19 protein-coding genes and 1 tRNA gene are annotated in these 17,475 nt (G+C 63.7%); 14 read left to right on the top strand and 6 right to left on the bottom strand.

The features are described 5' to 3' along the window. Positions 1-30 precede the first annotated feature (30 nt). From hpf to HV675_RS08615, 5 genes are all read left to right on the top strand, one after another. A complete protein-coding gene (gene hpf / locus HV675_RS08635; RefSeq protein ID WP_175110469.1) occupies positions 31-390 on the top strand; it encodes a ribosome hibernation-promoting factor, HPF/YfiA family in 360 nt (119 codons plus the stop codon). Positions 391-643: 253 nt separating this feature from the next. Next, positions 644-1,159: a PTS sugar transporter subunit IIA gene (locus HV675_RS08630; RefSeq protein ID WP_175110534.1), complete on the top strand. Its 516-nt coding sequence runs from the start codon at positions 644-646 to the stop codon at positions 1,157-1,159. Between the two features lie 332 nt (positions 1,160-1,491). Next, on the top strand, positions 1,492-2,460 hold the full coding sequence (hprK, locus tag HV675_RS08625) for an HPr(Ser) kinase/phosphatase (protein WP_175110468.1): 969 nt from the start codon (positions 1,492-1,494) through the stop codon (positions 2,458-2,460). Positions 2,461-2,534: 74 nt separating this feature from the next. Further along, the gene (gene rapZ / locus HV675_RS08620; protein WP_175110467.1) at positions 2,535-3,428 is read left to right on the top strand and encodes an RNase adapter RapZ; all 894 of its coding nucleotides are present in this window, start codon (positions 2,535-2,537) and stop codon (positions 3,426-3,428) included. A 39-nt stretch (positions 3,429-3,467) separates the two neighbouring features. Then, complete coding sequence (locus tag HV675_RS08615; RefSeq protein WP_175110466.1) at positions 3,468-4,103, top strand: LON peptidase substrate-binding domain-containing protein; 636 nt, start codon at positions 3,468-3,470, stop codon at positions 4,101-4,103. Between the two features lie 107 nt (positions 4,104-4,210). Here HV675_RS08615 and mutY read toward each other — a convergent pair whose 3' ends face one another. Beyond that, complete coding sequence (mutY, locus tag HV675_RS08610) at positions 4,211-5,299, bottom strand: A/G-specific adenine glycosylase (RefSeq protein ID WP_175110465.1); 1,089 nt, start codon at positions 5,297-5,299, stop codon at positions 4,211-4,213. A gap of 15 nt (positions 5,300-5,314) precedes the next feature. Next, positions 5,315-6,145, bottom strand: a complete 831-nt coding sequence (mutM, locus tag HV675_RS08605) for a bifunctional DNA-formamidopyrimidine glycosylase/DNA-(apurinic or apyrimidinic site) lyase (RefSeq protein WP_175110464.1) — start codon at positions 6,143-6,145, stop codon at positions 5,315-5,317. 87 nt (positions 6,146-6,232) lie between these two features. Here mutM and HV675_RS08600 point away from each other — a divergent pair, with 87 nt between their 5' ends. From HV675_RS08600 to hisC, 8 genes are all read left to right on the top strand, one after another. Continuing rightward, positions 6,233-8,095 (top strand): tetratricopeptide repeat protein, encoded by a 1,863-nt coding sequence (locus tag HV675_RS08600; protein WP_175110463.1) that lies wholly within the window; start codon positions 6,233-6,235, stop codon positions 8,093-8,095. Next, a complete protein-coding gene (gene lolB / locus HV675_RS08595; RefSeq protein WP_175110462.1) occupies positions 8,095-8,760 on the top strand; it encodes a lipoprotein insertase outer membrane protein LolB in 666 nt (221 codons plus the stop codon). Before HV675_RS08600 ends, lolB begins: the two co-directional genes overlap by 1 nt. 42 nt (positions 8,761-8,802) lie before the next feature. Next, positions 8,803-9,696 (top strand): 4-(cytidine 5'-diphospho)-2-C-methyl-D-erythritol kinase, encoded by an 894-nt coding sequence (gene ispE, locus HV675_RS08590; RefSeq protein WP_175110461.1) that lies wholly within the window; start codon positions 8,803-8,805, stop codon positions 9,694-9,696. Between the two features lie 53 nt (positions 9,697-9,749). Further along, positions 9,750-9,826, top strand: a tRNA-Gln gene (locus tag HV675_RS08585). 47 nt (positions 9,827-9,873) lie between these two features. Then, on the top strand, positions 9,874-10,830 hold the full coding sequence (locus tag HV675_RS08580) for a ribose-phosphate pyrophosphokinase (RefSeq protein WP_175110460.1): 957 nt from the start codon (positions 9,874-9,876) through the stop codon (positions 10,828-10,830). Between the two features lie 150 nt (positions 10,831-10,980). Continuing rightward, on the top strand, positions 10,981-11,613 hold the full coding sequence (locus HV675_RS08575) for a 50S ribosomal protein L25/general stress protein Ctc (protein WP_175110459.1): 633 nt from the start codon (positions 10,981-10,983) through the stop codon (positions 11,611-11,613). A 241-nt stretch (positions 11,614-11,854) separates the two neighbouring features. Beyond that, entirely contained in the window at positions 11,855-12,457 is a 603-nt protein-coding gene (gene pth, locus HV675_RS08570; protein WP_175110458.1) for an aminoacyl-tRNA hydrolase, read from the top strand. A gap of 88 nt (positions 12,458-12,545) precedes the next feature. Then, positions 12,546-13,616: a histidinol-phosphate transaminase gene (gene hisC, locus HV675_RS08565; RefSeq protein ID WP_175110457.1), complete on the top strand. Its 1,071-nt coding sequence runs from the start codon at positions 12,546-12,548 to the stop codon at positions 13,614-13,616. A 91-nt stretch (positions 13,617-13,707) separates the two neighbouring features. Here the strand turns inward: hisC and HV675_RS08560 are convergent, their stop codons facing one another. The 4 genes from HV675_RS08560 to HV675_RS08545 form a co-directional block, all read right to left on the bottom strand. Continuing rightward, entirely contained in the window at positions 13,708-13,965 is a 258-nt protein-coding gene (locus HV675_RS08560) for a YfhL family 4Fe-4S dicluster ferredoxin (protein ID WP_175110456.1), read from the bottom strand. 118 nt (positions 13,966-14,083) lie between these two features. After that, positions 14,084-14,590 (bottom strand): pantetheine-phosphate adenylyltransferase, encoded by a 507-nt coding sequence (gene coaD / locus HV675_RS08555; protein WP_175110455.1) that lies wholly within the window; start codon positions 14,588-14,590, stop codon positions 14,084-14,086. A 135-nt stretch (positions 14,591-14,725) separates the two neighbouring features. Continuing rightward, positions 14,726-15,343, bottom strand: coding sequence for a 16S rRNA (guanine(966)-N(2))-methyltransferase RsmD (gene rsmD, locus HV675_RS08550; protein ID WP_175110454.1), 618 nt, complete (start codon positions 15,341-15,343; stop codon positions 14,726-14,728). Positions 15,344-16,009: 666 nt separating this feature from the next. Further along, positions 16,010-16,261, bottom strand: coding sequence for a hypothetical protein (locus HV675_RS08545; protein ID WP_175110453.1), 252 nt, complete (start codon positions 16,259-16,261; stop codon positions 16,010-16,012). Here HV675_RS08545 and ftsY point away from each other — a divergent pair. Then, a complete protein-coding gene (ftsY, locus tag HV675_RS08540) occupies positions 16,253-17,395 on the top strand; it encodes a signal recognition particle-docking protein FtsY (protein WP_175110452.1) in 1,143 nt (380 codons plus the stop codon). The two genes, HV675_RS08545 and ftsY, sit on opposite strands and share 9 nt — an antisense overlap. Positions 17,396-17,475 lie beyond the last annotated feature (80 nt).

Raw genomic sequence — 17,475 nt, 5'->3', positions numbered from 1 at the left:
TCCTGGCGGCCATTCGCTTGGAGAAGCACTATGAATCTGAAGATCAGTGGACACCATCTCGAAGTTACGCCGGCATTGCGAGAATACGTGATCACCAAACTGGATAGAGTGCTAAGACACTTCGATCAGGTGATCGACGGCAGTGTGGTCCTCTCGGTCGACAATCACAAGGAAAAGGAAAAGAGGCAAAAGGTTGAAATCAACCTGCATCTGAAGGGCAAGGATATTTTTGTCGAGAGCTGCGACGGCGACCTGTACGCGGCCATCGACCTGATGATCGACAAGCTTGACAGGCAAGTCATTCGTCACAAGGATCGCCTGCAAGGCCATCAGCACGAAGCGATCAAATATCAACCGGTGCCGTCCCAGGCGGAGATTCCGCCGCAATAGGCACACACCAGTCCCCCGCGCGAAACCGCCCTTTTCAGGGCGGTTTTTTCGTTTGACGAACGCTATACGCCAATCGTCGCGATTTTTCGCTCGAGAAGGCACGTGCATGCTCCGGATGCGAAACCGGCCACCATGGCGCGGCGCACCATCCGCTGCAACGCTGTTCTATAATGTTTTGGTCACTTTCGGGGTCAATCAGCCCGAGTCCTGCTTTTTGGGCTCAACTGCGCATCGCCGTGAGCAACTGCCGAGCATGGAACGCTATTCAAACGCCACAGCGAGGAGAACCCAGGCGATCAACGCGCCTGTCAACATGAATCGTTTAGCCAAATATCTTCCGCTCGAGAACGTCGTCGTCGGCCTTTCCGTTACCAGCAAGAAGCGCGTATTCGAGCAAGCGGGCCTGATCTTCGAAAACCAGAACGGCATCGCCCGCAGCATCGTCACCGACAATCTGTTCGCCCGCGAGCGTCTCGGCTCGACTGGGCTCGGCGAAGGCGTCGCTATCCCGCATGGCCGGATCAAAGGCCTGAAGCAGCCGCTCGCCGCATTCGTGCGTCTCGCGGACGCGATTCCGTTCGAGTCGCCCGATGGCCAGCCGGTATCGCTCCTGATCTTCCTGCTGGTCCCGGAACAGGCGACCCAGCAGCACCTCGAAATTCTGTCGGAGATCGCCCAGTTGCTGTCCGACCGCGAAACCCGCGAGCGCCTGCACACGGAAGAAAATCGCGAAGCGTTGCATCGCCTGCTCACTCAGTGGCAACCTTGACAGATACCGGAATAGCGGCACAATGCGCGACCGGGGGCGTCGCCCGGATGGCGCCGCGGCCGGCAACCCGGTCGCGCGGGTCGCGCGGGTCGGACGGGTCGGTCACCACCCGGCGGTGACCGTTCGCGACAAGAATCGCGGGGGTGCGCCGGTTACCGCGGTATCGACGAAGCCCGCATCCGCCGGGCCGACGGACCGAATGGCCAGATAAAGGCAAGCGGAAAACGCAACGGCGGAATCGCAATCATAAAGGGGCCCGCGCCGGGCCAAACCCGCGGCGCGCGCGTCGCGACGACTAACGTACAAGCGGCGCACACCGGAGTCATGGACACATGGATACGTCCAGCATCAACGCCCAAAGTATTTTTGACGACAATGCCGCCACGCTGAAACTCAGCTGGCTGACCGGGCATGAAGGCTGGGAACGCGGCTTCTCGGCGGAAACGGTTGCCACCGCAACGTCCAGTGCGGACCTCGTGGGCCACTTGAACCTGATTCACCCGAACCGGATCCAGGTGCTCGGCGAAGCCGAAACCAACTATTACCAGCGCCAATCCGACGATGACCGCTCGCGCCATATGGCCGAGCTGATCGCGCTCGAACCGCCGTTCCTCGTCGTGGCGGGCGGCGTGGCCGCACCGCCCGAACTGGTGCTGCGCTGCACGCGCTCGTCGACGCCGCTCTTCACCACACCGATGTCGCCGGCGGCGGTGATCGACAGCCTGCGGCTCTATATGTCGCGCATCCTCGCGCCGCGCGCCACGCTGCATGGCGTGTTCCTCGACATCCTCGGCATGGGCGTGCTGCTCACCGGCGACTCGGGCCTCGGCAAGAGCGAACTGGGCCTCGAGCTGATCAGCCGCGGCCACGGCCTCGTGGCCGACGACGCTGTCGATTTCGTGCGCCTCGGCCCGGATTTCGTCGAAGGGCGCTGCCCGCCTTTGCTGCAGAACCTGCTCGAAGTGCGCGGCCTCGGTCTGCTCGATATCAAGACGATCTTCGGTGAAACAGCCGTGCGCCGCAAAATGAAGCTGAAGCTGATCGTCCAGCTGGTGCGCCGCCCGGACGGCGAATTCCAGCGTCTACCGCTCGAAAGCCAGACCGTCGACGTGCTCGGATTGCCGATCAGCAAGGTGACCATTCAGGTGGCGGCCGGCCGCAACCTCGCGGTGCTGGTCGAAGCCGCGGTGCGCAACACGATCCTGCAGCTGCGCGGCATCGACACGCTGCGCGATTTCATGGACCGCCAGCGCCTCGCGATGCAGGACCCCGACAGCCAGTTCCCAGGCAAGCTCATTTGATGTAACCGCGTGGGCAAGCGGGCGCGGGCGGTAACACCTGATGCTATGATGAAACCAACCGACCTTTCCTCCCCATGCGCATCGTCCTGATCACCGGCATCTCCGGCTCCGGCAAGTCTGTTGCGTTGAACGCGCTCGAAGACGCTGGCTACTACTGCGTCGACAACCTGCCGCCGCGTTTTTTGCCCGAACTCGCCAGCTACCTCACCGCCGACGGCCACGACCGCCTCGCGGTCGCAATCGACGCCCGTTCGAGCGCGTCGCTCGACGAGATGCCCGAGATGATTCGCGACTTATCGCGCGAACACGATGTACGCGTGCTGTTTCTGAATGCGAGCACGCAATCGCTGATCCAGCGCTTTTCGGAAACACGCCGGCGCCATCCGCTGTCCGGGTCGACCGCGCACGACGCGGACGTCGGCCTGCTGACCTCGCTTGCCGAAGCGATCGAGCGCGAACGCGAACTCGTCGCCGGCCTCGCCGAATTCGGCCACCAGATCGACACCAGCAATCTGCGCGCAAATAAGCTGCGCGCGTGGGTCAAACGTTTCATCGAACAGGAACACACCGGCCTCGCGCTGATGTTCGAGTCGTTCGGCTTCAAGCGCGGCGTGCCGCTCGATGCCGATTTCGTCTTCGATGTCCGCACGCTGCCGAACCCGTATTACGATCATCTGTTGCGACCGCTCACCGGCCTCGATCAACCCGTCATCGATTTTCTCGACGCGCTGCCCGTCGTGCATCAAATGATCGACGACATCGAGGCGTTTCTCATCAAGTGGCTGCCGCACTTCCGCGACGACAATCGCAGCTATATGACGGTTGCCATCGGCTGTACCGGCGGTCAGCACCGCTCGGTATTCATCGCAGAGACGCTTGCCGCGCGTCTGAAGGGTCAAGCGAACGTAATCGTGCGGCATCGAGACGCACCAATCGACGTCGATCAATCGTCGAAGCTGGTGGCTTAGCCGGCCGCGCGTGCGCGGTCTTAACCGAAGCGTTGCGCCATGTCCTCTACATCGTCTGTGCTTGCCGATGTGCCGCTTTTTCCGCTGCATACGGTGCTGTTTCCCGATGGGCTGCTGCCCCTCAAGATCTTCGAAGCGCGCTATCTCGACATGGCGCGAGGCTGTCTGCGGGACAAGACGCCGTTCGGCGTGTGCCTGCTGAAAAGCGGCGGTGAGGTCGCGAAGCCCGATGAGCAGTCGGTGCCGGAGCCGGTGGGATGTCTCGCGGAAATCGATCAATGCGATGTCGACGAATTCGGCATGCTGCTGATTCGCGCACGCGGCACGCGGCGCTTCAGGCTGCTGTCGCATCGCGTCGAACAGAACGGCTTGCTGGTCGGCATGGCCGAGCCGCTCGGTGAAGATGTGCCGCTCGAAGGGCCGACTCACCTCGCGAAGTTCGGCGCCTGCGCGGAGGTGCTCGAACGGATTATCGCAAGCATTCGCGAGCGCGATCCGGACAGTCTGCCGTTCAATGAACCGTTTCGTCTCGACGACCCGACGTGGGTATCGAACCGATTATCGGAAGTCCTGCCTATTGCGCTGCGTGCGCGGCAAAAGCTGATGGAGCTGCTCGATGCCGGTGCGCGCATCGATGTCGTGCATCACTATATGCAGCAGCATCAGTTGCTATAGCGTTAGCTATTGCTTCAGCTTTCAGCGACAACGACAGCGCGCGGGCAAAACAACCGCTCGCTCGCATTCACGCTTGTGTTCGCACTTGTGTTCGCGCATTCACATCACTACAGCAGCGAACCCTGCAAACCATCGAGCAGCTTGCGCACCGGCGCGGGCACACCGTACGCGTCGATATCGCGCAGTGAAACCCACGCGGTTTCGCCATCCGCAAGCGCGACCTTCGCACCCGCCACGCGATTCAACTCGACGACACGCGGCTCGATGTCGAGCCGGAAGTGCGTGAACGTATGCGTGAACGGCGCGAGCGGAGACACCGCTTCATGTGCGCCGAGCGCGCGCGCGCGTGCCGAGAGCGCCGCTTCGTCCGCCGCCTCCGGCAGGCTCCACAAGCCGCCCCAGATACCCGACGGCGGGCGCTTCTCCAGCATCACCGCATCGCCGTCGCGCAGCACCAGCATCCACGTGCGGCGCGTCGGCACCGCCTTCTTCGGTCGCGCGGCCGGCAGTTCGCGCTGGCGGCCGGTCACGTTCGCGACGCAATCCGTCGCGAACGGGCAGCGCATGCAATCGGGTTTGCCGCGCACGCATAGCGTCGCGCCGAGATCCATCAAGCCCTGCGTATACGCGCTGACTTCGTCGTTCGCCGCATTCGACGGCAGCAGCGATTCCGCGAGCACCCACATCGCGTTCTCAACGCGCTTGTCGCCTGGAAAGCCTTCGACGCCGAACACGCGCGCGAGCACGCGCTTTACATTGCCGTCAAGAATCGTCGCGCGCGCGCCGAAAGCGAACGATGCGACTGCAGCCGCGGTCGACCGCCCGATGCCCGGCAACTCCGCCAGCGCTTCGACCGACTCGGGAAACGCGCCGTCATGCTGCTCGACGACCACCTGCGCGCAGCGGTGCAGATTGCGTGCGCGCGAGTAGTAGCCGAGCCCGGCCCACAGCGCCATCACGTCGTCGGCTGGCGCCGCCGCGAGCGATGCCACGTCCGGAAAACGCGCGAGAAAGCGCGCGTAGTACGGGATGACCGTCGACACCTGCGTCTGCTGCAGCATGATCTCGGACAGCCAGATGCGGTAAGGGTCGCGCGTGTTCTGCCACGGCAGGTCATGGCGGCCATGCTGGCGCTGCCATGCGATCAAACGCACAGAGAAATCGCTCAAAACGGGTATCGTGGACGCAACGGTCATGGGGTAACTGAACAGTCAGCGCTGGCAGGTCGGACAATAGTAAGTGGAACGCTGCCCTTGCACGATCTGCCTGATCGGCGTTCCGCATACGCGGCACGGCAGCCCCGCGCGATCATAGACGAAATAATCGAGTTGGAAGTAGCCGCTTTCACCATCGCTGCCGACGAAGTCGCGCAATGTGCTGCCGCCTTTTTCGATCGCGGCGGCAAGCGTCACGCGCACGGCATCCGCGAGGAGCTCATAACGCACGAGCGAGACACGGCCGGCCTGCGTGGTCGGCCGGATGCCTGCGCGAAAAAGGCTTTCAGAAGCGTAAATGTTGCCCACCCCGACCACGATCTCACCGGCGAGCAGCGCCTGCTTCACCGACACGGTCCGTCCGCGTGTCTTGCGGTGCAAGAGCGCGCCCGAGAAGGCCGGCGCGAACGGCTCGATGCCGAGTCCGGCGAGCAGCGGATGGTCGTACACATCGCCGTCCGCGCGCGCATGCCAGAGCACCGCGCCGAAGCGGCGCGGATCGCGGAACCGCAAGATGAACTCGTCGAAGATCCAGTCGACATGGTCGTGCTTCGCAGCCGCAGGCGGATGCGGCATATTGCGCAGCACACGCAATGTGCCCGTCATGCCGAGGTGCACGATGAACCAGCCCTCGTCCATCCCGAACAGCAAATACTTGCCGCGCCGCTCGACGCTCTTCACGAGCCGGCCGCGCAGCACGCGCGGCAGTTCGGCCGGAATCGGCCAGCGCAACGCTGGCGTGCGCACCTCGACCCGCTCGATGCGGCGCCCGGCCACATAAGGCTCGATCCCACGGCGGGTGACTTCAACTTCTGGCAACTCTGGCATATCTAACGGGTCTGCAACTTGCATCGTTGGTTGTGCGCGTATTGTAGCGAGCGCGTTACAATCGACCGAAACATTGAACGGATTTCCATGAACCTGTCCTTCGTAAAGCTGCTTCTGAAGCGTCCGGCCAAGGCCGGCCGTGAGCCCTACGGCGACGCGAACCCGATGCCGCGCGGGGCGTTCGCGCGTCGGCTTTGCGCTGCCGCCGCGCTGGCTGTCTGGACCCTGGCCGCGTTGCCCGCGCATGCGCAAGACCCGTCGCCCGATACAGATGACAATTCGGTTTCGGTGCAGGATGCATTCAGCCCGGACGCGGATGAGCAAAAAAATCTTCCGGATGTACCGCTGTCGAGTCAGATCGTGTTCCAGGTGCTAGCCGCTGAAGTTGCGTTGCAGCGCAATCAGCCGGCGCCCGCTTACCAGACCTACCTGTCGCTCGCGCGCGATACGCACGATCCGCGGATGGCGCAGCGCGCAACCGAGATCGCACTTGCCGCGCAAAGCCCGACCGACGCGCTCGCGGCCGCCCAGCTGTGGCAGCAATACGCGCCCGGCTCCGAGCGCGCCGCCCAGCTCGACGCATCGCTGCTCGTGCTGTCCGGCAAGCCCGACGAAGCGGCGCCGCTGCTTGCGAGCGAGCTTGCGAAAATCAAACCGGAAAATCGCGGCAGCGGCATTCTTTCACTACAGCTGTTGATCTCGCGTGGACCGAATCGCGTGGGCGGCCTGCATGTGCTTCAGGACCTGCTGAAGAATGACATGAACCGGCCCGAGGCTCAGCTCGCGATCGCCCGCCAGCAACTGCTCGCCGACGATCCCCCCGGCGCGCGCAAGTCGCTCGAACAGGCGCTCGCACTGAAGCCCGACTACTTGCCGGCCGCGCTGACGCTCGCGCAGATGGGCCCGGAAGAGCGTCAGGAAGGCATCGCGTCGCTCGAAAAATACGTACAGCAGAATCCCAAGTCGCATGACGCGCGCCTTGCACTCGCACAGATGTATCTCGCGAGCGACCGTCTCGACGACGCGCAAAAGCAGTTCGAAGTCATGCACAAGGACAACGCGTCTGACCTCACGCCGCTCATCGCGCTCGCGTTGATCAAGATCCAGCAGAAAAACTTCCCCGAAGCGCAGACGTATCTGACGCAGTACGCGCAACAGGCCGAAAAGACGCAAGGCGCCGATCCGGGTCAGGCATACATCTATCTCGCGCAACTCTCGCTCGAGCAGAAAAACGAAGCAGCGGCCGCCGGCTATCTCGACAAGATTCCGCCGACGAGCCAGCAATACATCCCCGCACAGGTCACGCGCGCGCAATTGTTCGAAAAGCAGGGCAAGCCGGATGAAGCACGCAAGGTGCTGGCCGGCATCCATGCGATAGACCCGCGCGACCAGGCGCTGCTCGCTCGCACCGACGCCGCGATCCTGTTCGACGCGAAGCGCTACCCGGAAGCCGAAGCGCGGCTGCAGCAGGCCGTGGCCGATTTCCCCGACGACCCCGATCTCACGTACGACTATGCAATGGCCGCCGAGAAGACCGGCCACTACGACGTGATGGAAGCGCAACTGCGCAGGCTGATGCGCACGCAGCCGGATAACGCGCAGGCATACAACGCGCTGGGCTATTCGCTTGCAGATCGTAATCAGCGGCTGCAGGAAGCGGACAAGCTGGTCGAAAAGGCATCGGCGCTCGCGCCTAACGACGCGTTCATCATGGATAGCGTCGGCTGGGTCAAGTATCGGCTCGGCGACACGTCGGATGCGATCAAGATCCTGCGCAAGGCTTACGATCTGCAGCCGAATGCGGAGATCGGCGCCCACCTGGGCGAAGTGCTGTGGAAGAGCGGCGACGAGGAACAGGCACGCGCCGCGTGGCGCGAAGCCCGCAAGCTCGAGCCGGATAACGATACGCTGCTCAAGACGCTCAAACGCTTCCAGGTGAACGACCTCTGATGCATTTTTTCGCGCCTTTTCATCGACATCTCATCCGTTTTTTCCACCTCATCCGGGCGCCGCGCGGTGCGTCGCTCGTGCTTCCGGCTTTGGCAACGGCAGCGCTCGTCACGCTCGCAGGTTGCGCGAGCGTGAAACCGCAGGGGCCGTCGACATCGAACGCGGCCACCGCCGTCACGGCACAAACCGCACGCGCCTATCATGGCCGCTTCGCAGTGCAGTACACGGACTCGTACGGCCGCGAGCAGAATGCGTACGGCAACTTCGACTGGCGCGAAACCGGCGACACGGTCACGGTGCAGATGCGCAATCCGCTTGGCCAGACGATGGCGATCGTCACGTCGTCGCCGGCTTCGGCAACGCTCGAATTGCCCAATCGTCAGCCGCTCACGGCCGACAACGTGTCGACGCTGATGCAGAACGCGCTCGGCTTTGCGTTGCCGGTCGAAGGGCTGCGCTACTGGCTGCAGCCGTCGGTCGCGCCGACGTCGAAAGCACGGACGGTTGCCGATCCGCAAGAGCCGTCCCGGCCGAAGCAGATCGACCAGGACGGCTGGACGATCGACTATCTCGCGTACGCTGAGGCGCCGGCCAGCGGCGTCAAGCGCGTGAATTTGACCCGCGAAGAGCCGCCGCTCAGCATCAAACTCGTGATTGACCAATAAAATACGCGTCAACCCGAACGGCACGCCTCACACTCCGGACTCATGACCGACACGAACGATTCGCTGCGCGATTGCCTCGCTCCGGCGAAGCTCAATCTTTTCCTGCACATCACCGGCCGCCGGCCGGATGGTTACCACTCGCTGCAGACGGTTTTCCAGCTGCTCGATTGGGGCGACCGTCTGCACTTCACGCGTCGGGCGGACGGCCGCATCGAGCGCCTCACCGACGTGCCGGACGTGCCCGCCGATCACGACCTGAGCGTGCGCGCGGCAAAGCTGCTCAAGGAGCACACCGGCATCGCGCAAGGCGTCGACATCGAGATCGACAAACGTCTGCCGATGGGCGCGGGTCTGGGCGGCGGCAGCTCCGACGCGGCGACCACGCTGCTCGCGCTGAACCGGCTGTGGAAGCTGAATCTGCCGCGCGCCGAATTGCAGACCCTCGCACTGCGCCTCGGCGCGGACGTGCCGTTCTTTGTGTTCGGCAAAAATGCGTTCGCGGAAGGTGTCGGAGAAGCGCTGCAGACGGTAGAATTGCCGCCGCGTTATTTCCTTGTGGTGAAGCCGGAAGTGCATGTCCCGACCGCTGCGGTTTTCTCTGAAAAATCGTTGACAAGGGATTCCGAACCCCTCACAATTACGGACTTTCTTACACAGCGCAGCCGCAGCGCAGCGTGGCCGGATGGATTCGGTCGCAATGACATGCAGCAAGTTGTCGTGGGAAAATACGCGGAAGTTGCGCAAGTGTTGCGGTGGTTCGAAACCATTTCGGACAGCATCGCGCCAGCGCGGATGACCGGGTCGGGCGCAAGCGTTTTCGCAGCATTCCGCAGTATCGGTGAAGCACAGGCGGCACAAGCCGCGTTGCCAGCCGGATGGAACAGCGCAGTAACGGCAAGCCTGGATACGCATCCCCTCTTCGGCTTCGCGTCATGAGTTTCGCAACGTCGGATGTTCCTACGGCATCCGGCGGTGTTCAAGGTTAGCGTAGGGGAGTCGCCAAGTTGGTTAAGGCACCGGATTTTGATTCCGGCATGCGAGGGTTCGAGTCCTTCCTCCCCTGCCAAAAATTCTCGCAGTTCCTCGCCTCCCACAGCCTGAAGCAGGTGCACGATGAGCAGCCATGACGGCCTGATGGTTTTTACTGGCAACGCGAATCCGGCGCTTGCACAGGAAGTCGTCAAGATTCTCGGTATTCCCCTCGGCAAAGCAATGGTCAGCCGTTTTTCGGACGGCGAAATCCAGGTCGAGATTCAGGAGAACGTGCGAGGCAAGGATGTGTTCGTCCTGCAGTCCACCTGCGCGCCGGCGAACGACAATCTGATGGAACTGATGATCATGGTCGATGCGTTGAAGCGCGCTTCCGCCGGCCGGATCACCGCTGCGATTCCGTATTTCGGCTATGCGCGCCAGGATCGGCGCCCGCGTTCGGCACGCGTCGCGATCTCCGCGAAAGTCGTTGCGAACATGCTGGAAATTGCCGGCGTCGAGCGGATCATCACGATGGATCTGCACGCTGACCAGATTCAGGGCTTCTTCGACATTCCGGTCGACAACATTTACGCGACGCCGGTGCTGCTCGGCGATCTGCGCAAGCAGAATCACGAGGACCTGCTCGTCGTGTCGCCGGACGTCGGCGGTGTGGTGCGCGCACGGGCGCTCGCGAAACAGCTGAACTGCGATCTCGCGATTATCGACAAGCGCCGTCCGAAGGCGAACATCGCGGAAGTGATGAACATCATCGGTGAAGTCGAAGGCCGCACCTGCGTGATCATGGACGACATGGTCGATACGGCCGGCACGCTGTGCAAAGCCGCGCAGGTACTGAAGGAACGCGGCGCGAAGAAGGTGTTCGCGTATGCGACGCACCCGGTGCTGTCGGGCGGCGCGGGCGAGCGTATTGCCGCTTCGGCGCTCGACGAACTGGTCGTCACCGACACCATCCCGCTCGGCGACGAAGCGCGCTCATGCGCGAAGATCCGTTCGCTGTCGAGCGCGGGTCTGCTCGCCGAAACGTTCTCGCGTATCCGCCGCGGCGACTCGGTGATGTCGCTGTTCGCGGAAAGCTGAACCGAATTTGCGAAGTGGCCGCGCGTTTGAAAGCGCGGCCGCTTCGCACAATCGGCATGAACGAACGAAGGTTCATGCCGTCGAGTCTGGGGCCTCGTCAATGAGGTCCTTTTTACTGCCTGGTCGCGGGCAGTGGTATTGGAGAAGCAAATGAAAGTCATCGCTTTCGAGCGTAGTCAGCAAGGTACGGGTGCGAGCCGCCGCCTGCGCAACTCGGGCAAGACCCCGGGTATCGTTTATGGCGCAAGCAGCGAACCGCAACTGATCGAACTCGATCACAACGCGCTGTGGCACGCGCTGAAGAAGGAAGTGTTCCACTCGTCGATTCTCGACCTCGAGGTGGCCGGCAAGTCGCAACCCGTGTTGCTGCGCGACGTGCAGTACCACCCGTTCCGTCAGATCGTGCTGCACGTGGACTTCCAGCGTGTCGACCCGAACAAGAAGCTGCATACGAAGGTGCCGCTGCACTTCATGAACCAGGAATCCAATCCGGCCGTGAAGCTGTCGAGCGCAGTGATCTCGCACGTTCTGAACGAAATCGAAATCGAGTGTCTGCCGGGCGCGCTGCCGGAGTTCCTCGAAGTCGATCTGGCGAAGATCGAAGCGGGTCAAACGATGCACGCGAAGGACATCGTGCTGCCGGCAGGCGTAGCGCTGACCGCGCACGTCGAATCGGAAAACCCGGTGATCGCGTCTGCGACGATTCCGGCTGGCGCGGTTGCGGACGAAGCGGCCGGAACCCCGGCGGCGGCTGGCGAAGGCGAAGCCACGCCGGCGGCCTGAGTTGGTCGGCTGATGTGGCCAGTTGAGGTGGCCAGCTAGTCAGGCCACCACCTGAGCCGCATTCCGCGAGCTATCCTCTCGATCCGTTTCAATGGAACGGACGACGTGACCCGCCGAGGTTCGCCCCGGCGGGTTTTTTTTCGCACGTTTTTCTGCGATGTTGACGGTTCGTGTTACAGCTTCGTAAGCGGGCTCACCCAAGGCTGCCGGCGTGTACGTGTAGCCGTTTATCCTCGACAACATGATCAAGCTGATCGTCGGGCTCGGTAATCCGGGCGCTGAATATTCCGCGACGCGTCACAACGCCGGCTTCTGGCTGGTCGATCAACTCGCGCGCGAAGCGGGCGCGACGTTGCGCGACGAACGGCGCTTTCACGGCTTCTATGCGAAGGCACGGCTGCACGGCGAAGAAGTACATCTGCTCGAACCGCAAACGTATATGAACCGCTCCGGTCAATCGGTCGTCGCACTCGCGCACTTCTTCAAGATCCTGCCGGACCAGATTCTCGTCGCGCACGACGAACTCGACCTGCCGCCTGGCACCGTCAAGCTCAAGCTCGGCGGCGGCAGCGGCGGTCACAATGGGTTGAAGGACATCTCCGCCCATCTGACGACGCCGCAATACTGGCGGCTGCGCATCGGCATCGGGCATCCGCGCGACCTGATTCCGGAAAGCGCGCGCGCCGGCGCGAAACCCGATGTCGCGAACTTCGTGCTGAAGCCGCCGCGCAAGGAAGAACAGGATGTGATCGATGCGTCCGTCGAGCGCGCGCTTGCGGTGATGCCGCAGGTCGTCAAAGGGGAACTCGAGCGGGCGATGATGCAGTTGCATCGCAATCCTTGAGCGGGACAGGCGCGACGTGCCCCGCGCGTACGGGCAGGGTGCGCGGCGAGCGTCACACACACAGTCAGTAACTTGCACGGAGGCCCAATTGAGCCGCTATTGGAGCGACATCGTTCACCGCCTGACGCCGTATGTCCCCGGCGAACAGCCCGCGCTCGCGCATCCGGTGAAGCTGAACACCAACGAGAACCCGTATCCGCCGTCGCCCGCGGTGCTCACCGCGATTCGCAACGAACTCGGCGACGCGGCTGAATCGTTGCGCCGCTATCCGGACCCGACCGCGCGCACGCTGCGCGAGACGGTCGCTGCGCACCATGGGCTCGCCGTCGAACAGGTCTTCGCCGGCAACGGTTCCGACGAAGTGCTCGCGATGACCTTTCTCGCGCTGCTGAAACACGACCGCCCGCTGCTGTTCCCGGACATTACGTACAGCTTCTATCCGACGTACGCGCAGCTATACGAGATCGACTATCGGACCGTGCCGCTCGACGATGCATTCAAGGTGCGCATCGCCGACTACGCGGTGCCGAACGGCGGCATCGTGTTCCCGAATCCGAACGCGCCGACCGGTCACGCATTGCCGCTTGCCGATATCGAAAAGCTCGTCGCAGCGAACCCCGATTCGGTGGTCGTGATCGACGAAGCGTATGTCGACTTCGGTGCACAATCGGCGATCTCGCTGATTGCGCGGTATCCGAATCTGCTGGTCGTGCATACGGTGTCGAAATCGCGTTCGCTTGCCGGCATGCGCGTCGGCTTCGCATTCGGCGACGCCGCGTTGATCGACGCGCTGGTGCGCGTGAAGGACAGCTTCAACTCGTATCCGCTCGATCGCGTCGCGCAGGTCGCCGTGACCGCCGCCTACAACGACGACGCGTGGTTCCGCGACACCTGCGCAAAGGTAATCGCAGGCCGCGAACGTCTGTCAGCCGCGCTCACTGCGCTCGGCTTCGACGTCGTGCCGTCGGCGGCAAACTTCGTGTTTGCGCGCCACGCCGGTCACGATGCCGCGACGCTCGCGGCAAAGCTCAGGGAAAGGGAAATTTTCGTGCGGCACTTCAGGACGCCGCGTGCCGACCAGCATTTGCGCATCACGATCGGCACCGATGCCGAGTGCGATACGTTGCTCGCCGCGTTACGGGAATTGCTGAACACGTGAACTGAACAGCCGCGGTTGCGGCCTGAGCAACCGCGGTTGAAGTGCACGCCGCGTTGCGCGGGCAGTGCGTCGCGGGAACCGAAGCCCGCGCTCAGGCGCCTTTTGCGGCCTGCAGCGCGCGGTACTTCACCATCAACTGCTCCGGCGTTTCCGCATGCTGCGGATCGCGCGGAATGCACTCGACCGGACACACCTGCTGGCATTGCGGCTCATCGAAATGGCCGACGCATTCGGTGCATTTATTCGGGTCGATCACGTAGATGTCCGGGCCCATCGAGATTGCGTCGTTCGGGCACTCGGGCTCGCAAACGTCGCAGTTGATGCACTCGTCGGTAATGATCAGGGACATGCTGGTCTCGCTTCCTGCCGGTCGCTTCCTGCGGGTGTGGCGACTCAAACCGCAGGCGCCAAACCCACGAGTCGGACCGCGCCGGCCGCTTTCGCGTAAAACGCCTAGTTTACGCGCATTACGGCTGGTTCGTCTGCTGCGCCTGAAGCTCGGCCACCTTGTCCTGCAGGCGCTTCTCCACCGACGGAAACACGAACTTGCTGACGTCGCCGCCGAGTTGCGCGATCTCGCGGACGATTGTGCCTGAGATGAACTGGTATTGATCGGACGGTGTCATGAACATCGTCTCGACGTCCGGCAACAGATAGCGGTTCATGCCGGCCATCTGAAACTCGTATTCGAAATCCGACACCGCGCGCAAACCGCGCACGATGACACGCGCGTTATTGCTGCGCACGAAATCTTTCAGTAGCCCCTTGAAGCTCGCGACCTGCACGTTCGGATAGTGGCCGAGCACTTCATGCGCGATGTCGAGGCGTTCGTCGAGCGTAAAGAACGGCCGCTTGTTGCGGCTGTCGGCAACGCCCACCACCAGCGTGTCGAAGATGCTCGACGCACGGCGCACGAGATCCTCGTGACCGCGCGTCAGCGGGTCGAACGTACCCGGGTACACGGCGACTACCATGGACTTCTCCTCTCTTCCTTCAGGCTAAAGGTGCGCCGCGGCTGCGCGCGCCACCAATGCGATTGGCGCGCAAGGACCCGACTCCCGACTGTCAAGCGTGATGGCCGTTGCCCGGCTCTGGTAATCGAACGCGCATTATTCATCATTTTCGTGCCGCAGCAAATGATAGTGGACTGCGCCGGCCTTGCCCTGCCGGACAATCGCCCAGCCGGCGAGCGCGGGAATCTCTTCGATGTCGAGCGCGGCGCCCGCTTCCACGTATAGCCATCCGCCCGCCGCGACGAGCGGCACCGCGAGTTCGAGCGCACGGTCGAGCAGATTTTCGCCGAACGGCGGATCAAGGAAGACGACATCGAACGAACCGGGGGCAAGGCTCGCGGCGAGCCGCAACGCGTCCGCTTCGGCGATTTCGATCGCGCGCGCGCCAAGTTTCGCCTGATTGGCACGCAGCTGGCCCGCCGCGCGTGCATGGCGCTCGACCATCAGCACGCGCGCCGCGCCGCGCGACGCGGCTTCGAAGCCGAGTGCGCCGCTGCCGGCGAACAGATCCAGACAGCGCTGGCCGTCAAGCCGCTGGCCCAGCCAGTTGAACAGCGTCTCGCGCACGCGGTCCGGCGTCGGCCGCAAGCCGTCGAGATCGAGCACGGGTAGCGGCGTGCGCTTCCAGTCGCCGCCGATGATACGAATCGTGTGGGCCGGACCGCGGCCCGGCGGTGGCGCGCTGCGCGCGCGCGTCGAGGATGGACGGGACATGTAATCGGGGTAGCTGAACGGATGCCGGCCGCGCATGGTGCACGGGCCGGAGCGCCAACGTTACCACATGGGTCGGCGCGCTCTCGCGGCGGCGCGAGACCGGCGGCGCCTGATAAAATGTCACGCTTGCGCGCGCGGCTTCCGTCGTGTTGTGCCGAATCCGGTGTTGTGCCGAATCCGACGCGCCGTGCTCGCGTTTCAATTCCGCATCACGATGCGTGCGCCTGCGCAATGGCTGCGCGTGGTCGCGCCGCTATGCGGCGCGGGCGTTGATCATCACGTGCGGCTGCGCTTTCGAGGCCGCGGCAAGCGATGTGATGCCGCTGCGCCGTCAGCGCTGCGCGCTTCGCGCCGTATCGCCGCGCAGTACGTCCCGCAGTCACGTCGCGCAGTCATTCGATATGGCCCGCATTTGACCTTTGCGACCTTCGCCGGCAAGAAAGCCGGCTCGTCTCTTCACTACGCCAGCACATGTTCAGTTTTCTCAAGCGATTCAGGGGTTCCAAGACATCCGACAATGCGCAGGCCGAGTCGCCGGAGACAGCCGGCGTCGCAGCACCGGATGCGCCGGCAGCTGTTGCGCCGCCGGTAGCCGGGGCGCCGGCGGCTGAGCCGCGCGTCGACATCGCGCCGCCGCCGGCACAGCAGCCGGCGCATCCGGGTGCGTCATCGGCGGCCGCGCCCGCTGCGGCACCTGCCGCCGTGCCAGCGCCGTCCGTTGCGCCGACTGCCTTCGCTCCCATGGTCGACGGGCAGGCGGCACTGCAACGTGCCGAACCACAGCGTGAATCTGAGCAGCGGCAGCAGTTCGCCGAACCGCAGCGCGATCCCGCGCAGCAGCAGCCCGCCGAACCACGACGCGATCCCGCGCAGCCGCAGCCCGCTGAGCCGCAACGCGATCCCGCGCCGTTGCAGCAACGCGCCGAACCGCAACCCAAGCCCGAGCCACCACCGCAACGCACCGAACCGCAACGCGCGGCCGAGCAGCCGCCGCAACAACCGCAAGCGCCAGCTCAACCGCAACCCGCGCGCGAGGCCGTTCGCGAACCGCAGCCCGCCCCGCAATCGAGCGCCGCCGCAATTGAACCCGCAGCGACCGAAGCTTTCGAGACCGTCGAAATCGTTCCGCCGCCGGCGCCCGAGCCCGCCGCGAAACGCTCGTGGCTCACGCGCCTGAAAAGCGGTCTTGCGAAGACCAGCTCGAGCATCACCGGCATTTTCGTCGGCACGAAGATCGACGAAGACCTGTACGAGGAACTCGAGGCCGCGCTGCTGATGTCCGACGCGGGCGTCGACGCCACCGAGTTCCTGCTCGAGGCATTGCACGAAAAGGTCCGCGCGCAGCGCCTCACCGACCCGCAGCAAGTGAAAGCCGCCCTGCGCGAATTGCTGATCGACTTGCTCAAGCCGTTGGAAAAATCGCTGATGCTCGGCCGCGATCAGCCGCTCGTGATGATGATCGCCGGCGTGAACGGCGCCGGCAAAACGACCAGTATCGGCAAGCTCGCGAAGCATCTGCAACGTTTCGATCAATCGGTCCTGCTCGCCGCCGGCGACACGTTCCGCGCCGCCGCGCGCGAGCAGCTCGCGATCTGGGGCGAACGGAATAACGTGACGGTCGTCTCGCAGGAAAGCGGCGACCCGGCCGCGGTCATTTTCGACGCGGTCGGTGCGGCGCGCGCGCGCAAGATCGACGTCCTGATGGCCGATACCGCCGGACGCCTGCCGACGCAATTGCATCTGATGGAAGAACTGCGCAAGGTCAAACGCGTGATCGGCAAGGCGCTCGAAGGCGCGCCGCACGAAGTGCTGCTCGTGATCGATGCGAATACCGGCCAGAACGCGCTCGCCCAGGTGAAAGCATTCGACGACGCGCTCGGTCTCACCGGCCTCATCGTAACGAAGCTCGACGGCACCGCGAAGGGCGGGATTCTCGCCGCGATCGCACGGCAAAGGCCGGTGCCGGTGTACTTCATCGGCGTCGGCGAGACGGTCGAAGATTTGCAGCCGTTCAGCGCGGAAGAATTCTCCGACGCGCTGCTCGGTGGTTAGTCACACCGCACGCGCCGCATAGAGCACGCGCGGTGCGACGGGATGCGACGCGACGAGACGCGCAAACGGCGGCGCGATGG

This window comes from Paraburkholderia solisilvae, from assembly GCF_902859875.1.
Taxonomy (GTDB): Bacteria; Pseudomonadota; Gammaproteobacteria; order Burkholderiales; family Burkholderiaceae; genus Paraburkholderia; species Paraburkholderia solisilvae.
Note: the sequence above shows the minus strand (reverse complement) of the source record. Positions and strands in the feature narration are given on the sequence as shown.

Excerpts from the sequence above, each read along its gene's own strand:
- pth (WP_175110458.1), top strand. The coding sequence starts at position 11,855 with ATGATCAAGCTGATCGTCGGGCTCGGTAATCCGGGCGCTGAATATTCC.
- coaD (WP_175110455.1), bottom strand. The coding sequence starts at position 14,590 with ATGGTAGTCGCCGTGTACCCGGGTACGTTCGACCCGCTGACGCGCGGT.
- lolB (WP_175110462.1), top strand. The coding sequence starts at position 8,095 with ATGCATTTTTTCGCGCCTTTTCATCGACATCTCATCCGTTTTTTCCAC.
- rsmD (WP_175110454.1), bottom strand. The coding sequence starts at position 15,343 with ATGTCCCGTCCATCCTCGACGCGCGCGCGCAGCGCGCCACCGCCGGGC.
- HV675_RS08615 (WP_175110466.1), top strand. The coding sequence starts at position 3,468 with ATGTCCTCTACATCGTCTGTGCTTGCCGATGTGCCGCTTTTTCCGCTG.
- HV675_RS08630 (WP_175110534.1), top strand. The coding sequence starts at position 644 with ATGGAACGCTATTCAAACGCCACAGCGAGGAGAACCCAGGCGATCAAC.
- hprK (WP_175110468.1), top strand. The coding sequence starts at position 1,492 with ATGGATACGTCCAGCATCAACGCCCAAAGTATTTTTGACGACAATGCC.
- HV675_RS08560 (WP_175110456.1), bottom strand. The coding sequence starts at position 13,965 with ATGTCCCTGATCATTACCGACGAGTGCATCAACTGCGACGTTTGCGAG.
- hpf (WP_175110469.1), top strand. The coding sequence starts at position 31 with ATGAATCTGAAGATCAGTGGACACCATCTCGAAGTTACGCCGGCATTG.
- mutM (WP_175110464.1), bottom strand. The coding sequence starts at position 6,145 with ATGCCAGAGTTGCCAGAAGTTGAAGTCACCCGCCGTGGGATCGAGCCT.
- ispE (WP_175110461.1), top strand. The coding sequence starts at position 8,803 with ATGACCGACACGAACGATTCGCTGCGCGATTGCCTCGCTCCGGCGAAG.
- rapZ (WP_175110467.1), top strand. The coding sequence starts at position 2,535 with ATGCGCATCGTCCTGATCACCGGCATCTCCGGCTCCGGCAAGTCTGTT.
- mutY (WP_175110465.1), bottom strand. The coding sequence starts at position 5,299 with ATGACCGTTGCGTCCACGATACCCGTTTTGAGCGATTTCTCTGTGCGT.
- HV675_RS08575 (WP_175110459.1), top strand. The coding sequence starts at position 10,981 with ATGAAAGTCATCGCTTTCGAGCGTAGTCAGCAAGGTACGGGTGCGAGC.
- HV675_RS08600 (WP_175110463.1), top strand. The coding sequence starts at position 6,233 with ATGAACCTGTCCTTCGTAAAGCTGCTTCTGAAGCGTCCGGCCAAGGCC.
- HV675_RS08580 (WP_175110460.1), top strand. The coding sequence starts at position 9,874 with ATGAGCAGCCATGACGGCCTGATGGTTTTTACTGGCAACGCGAATCCG.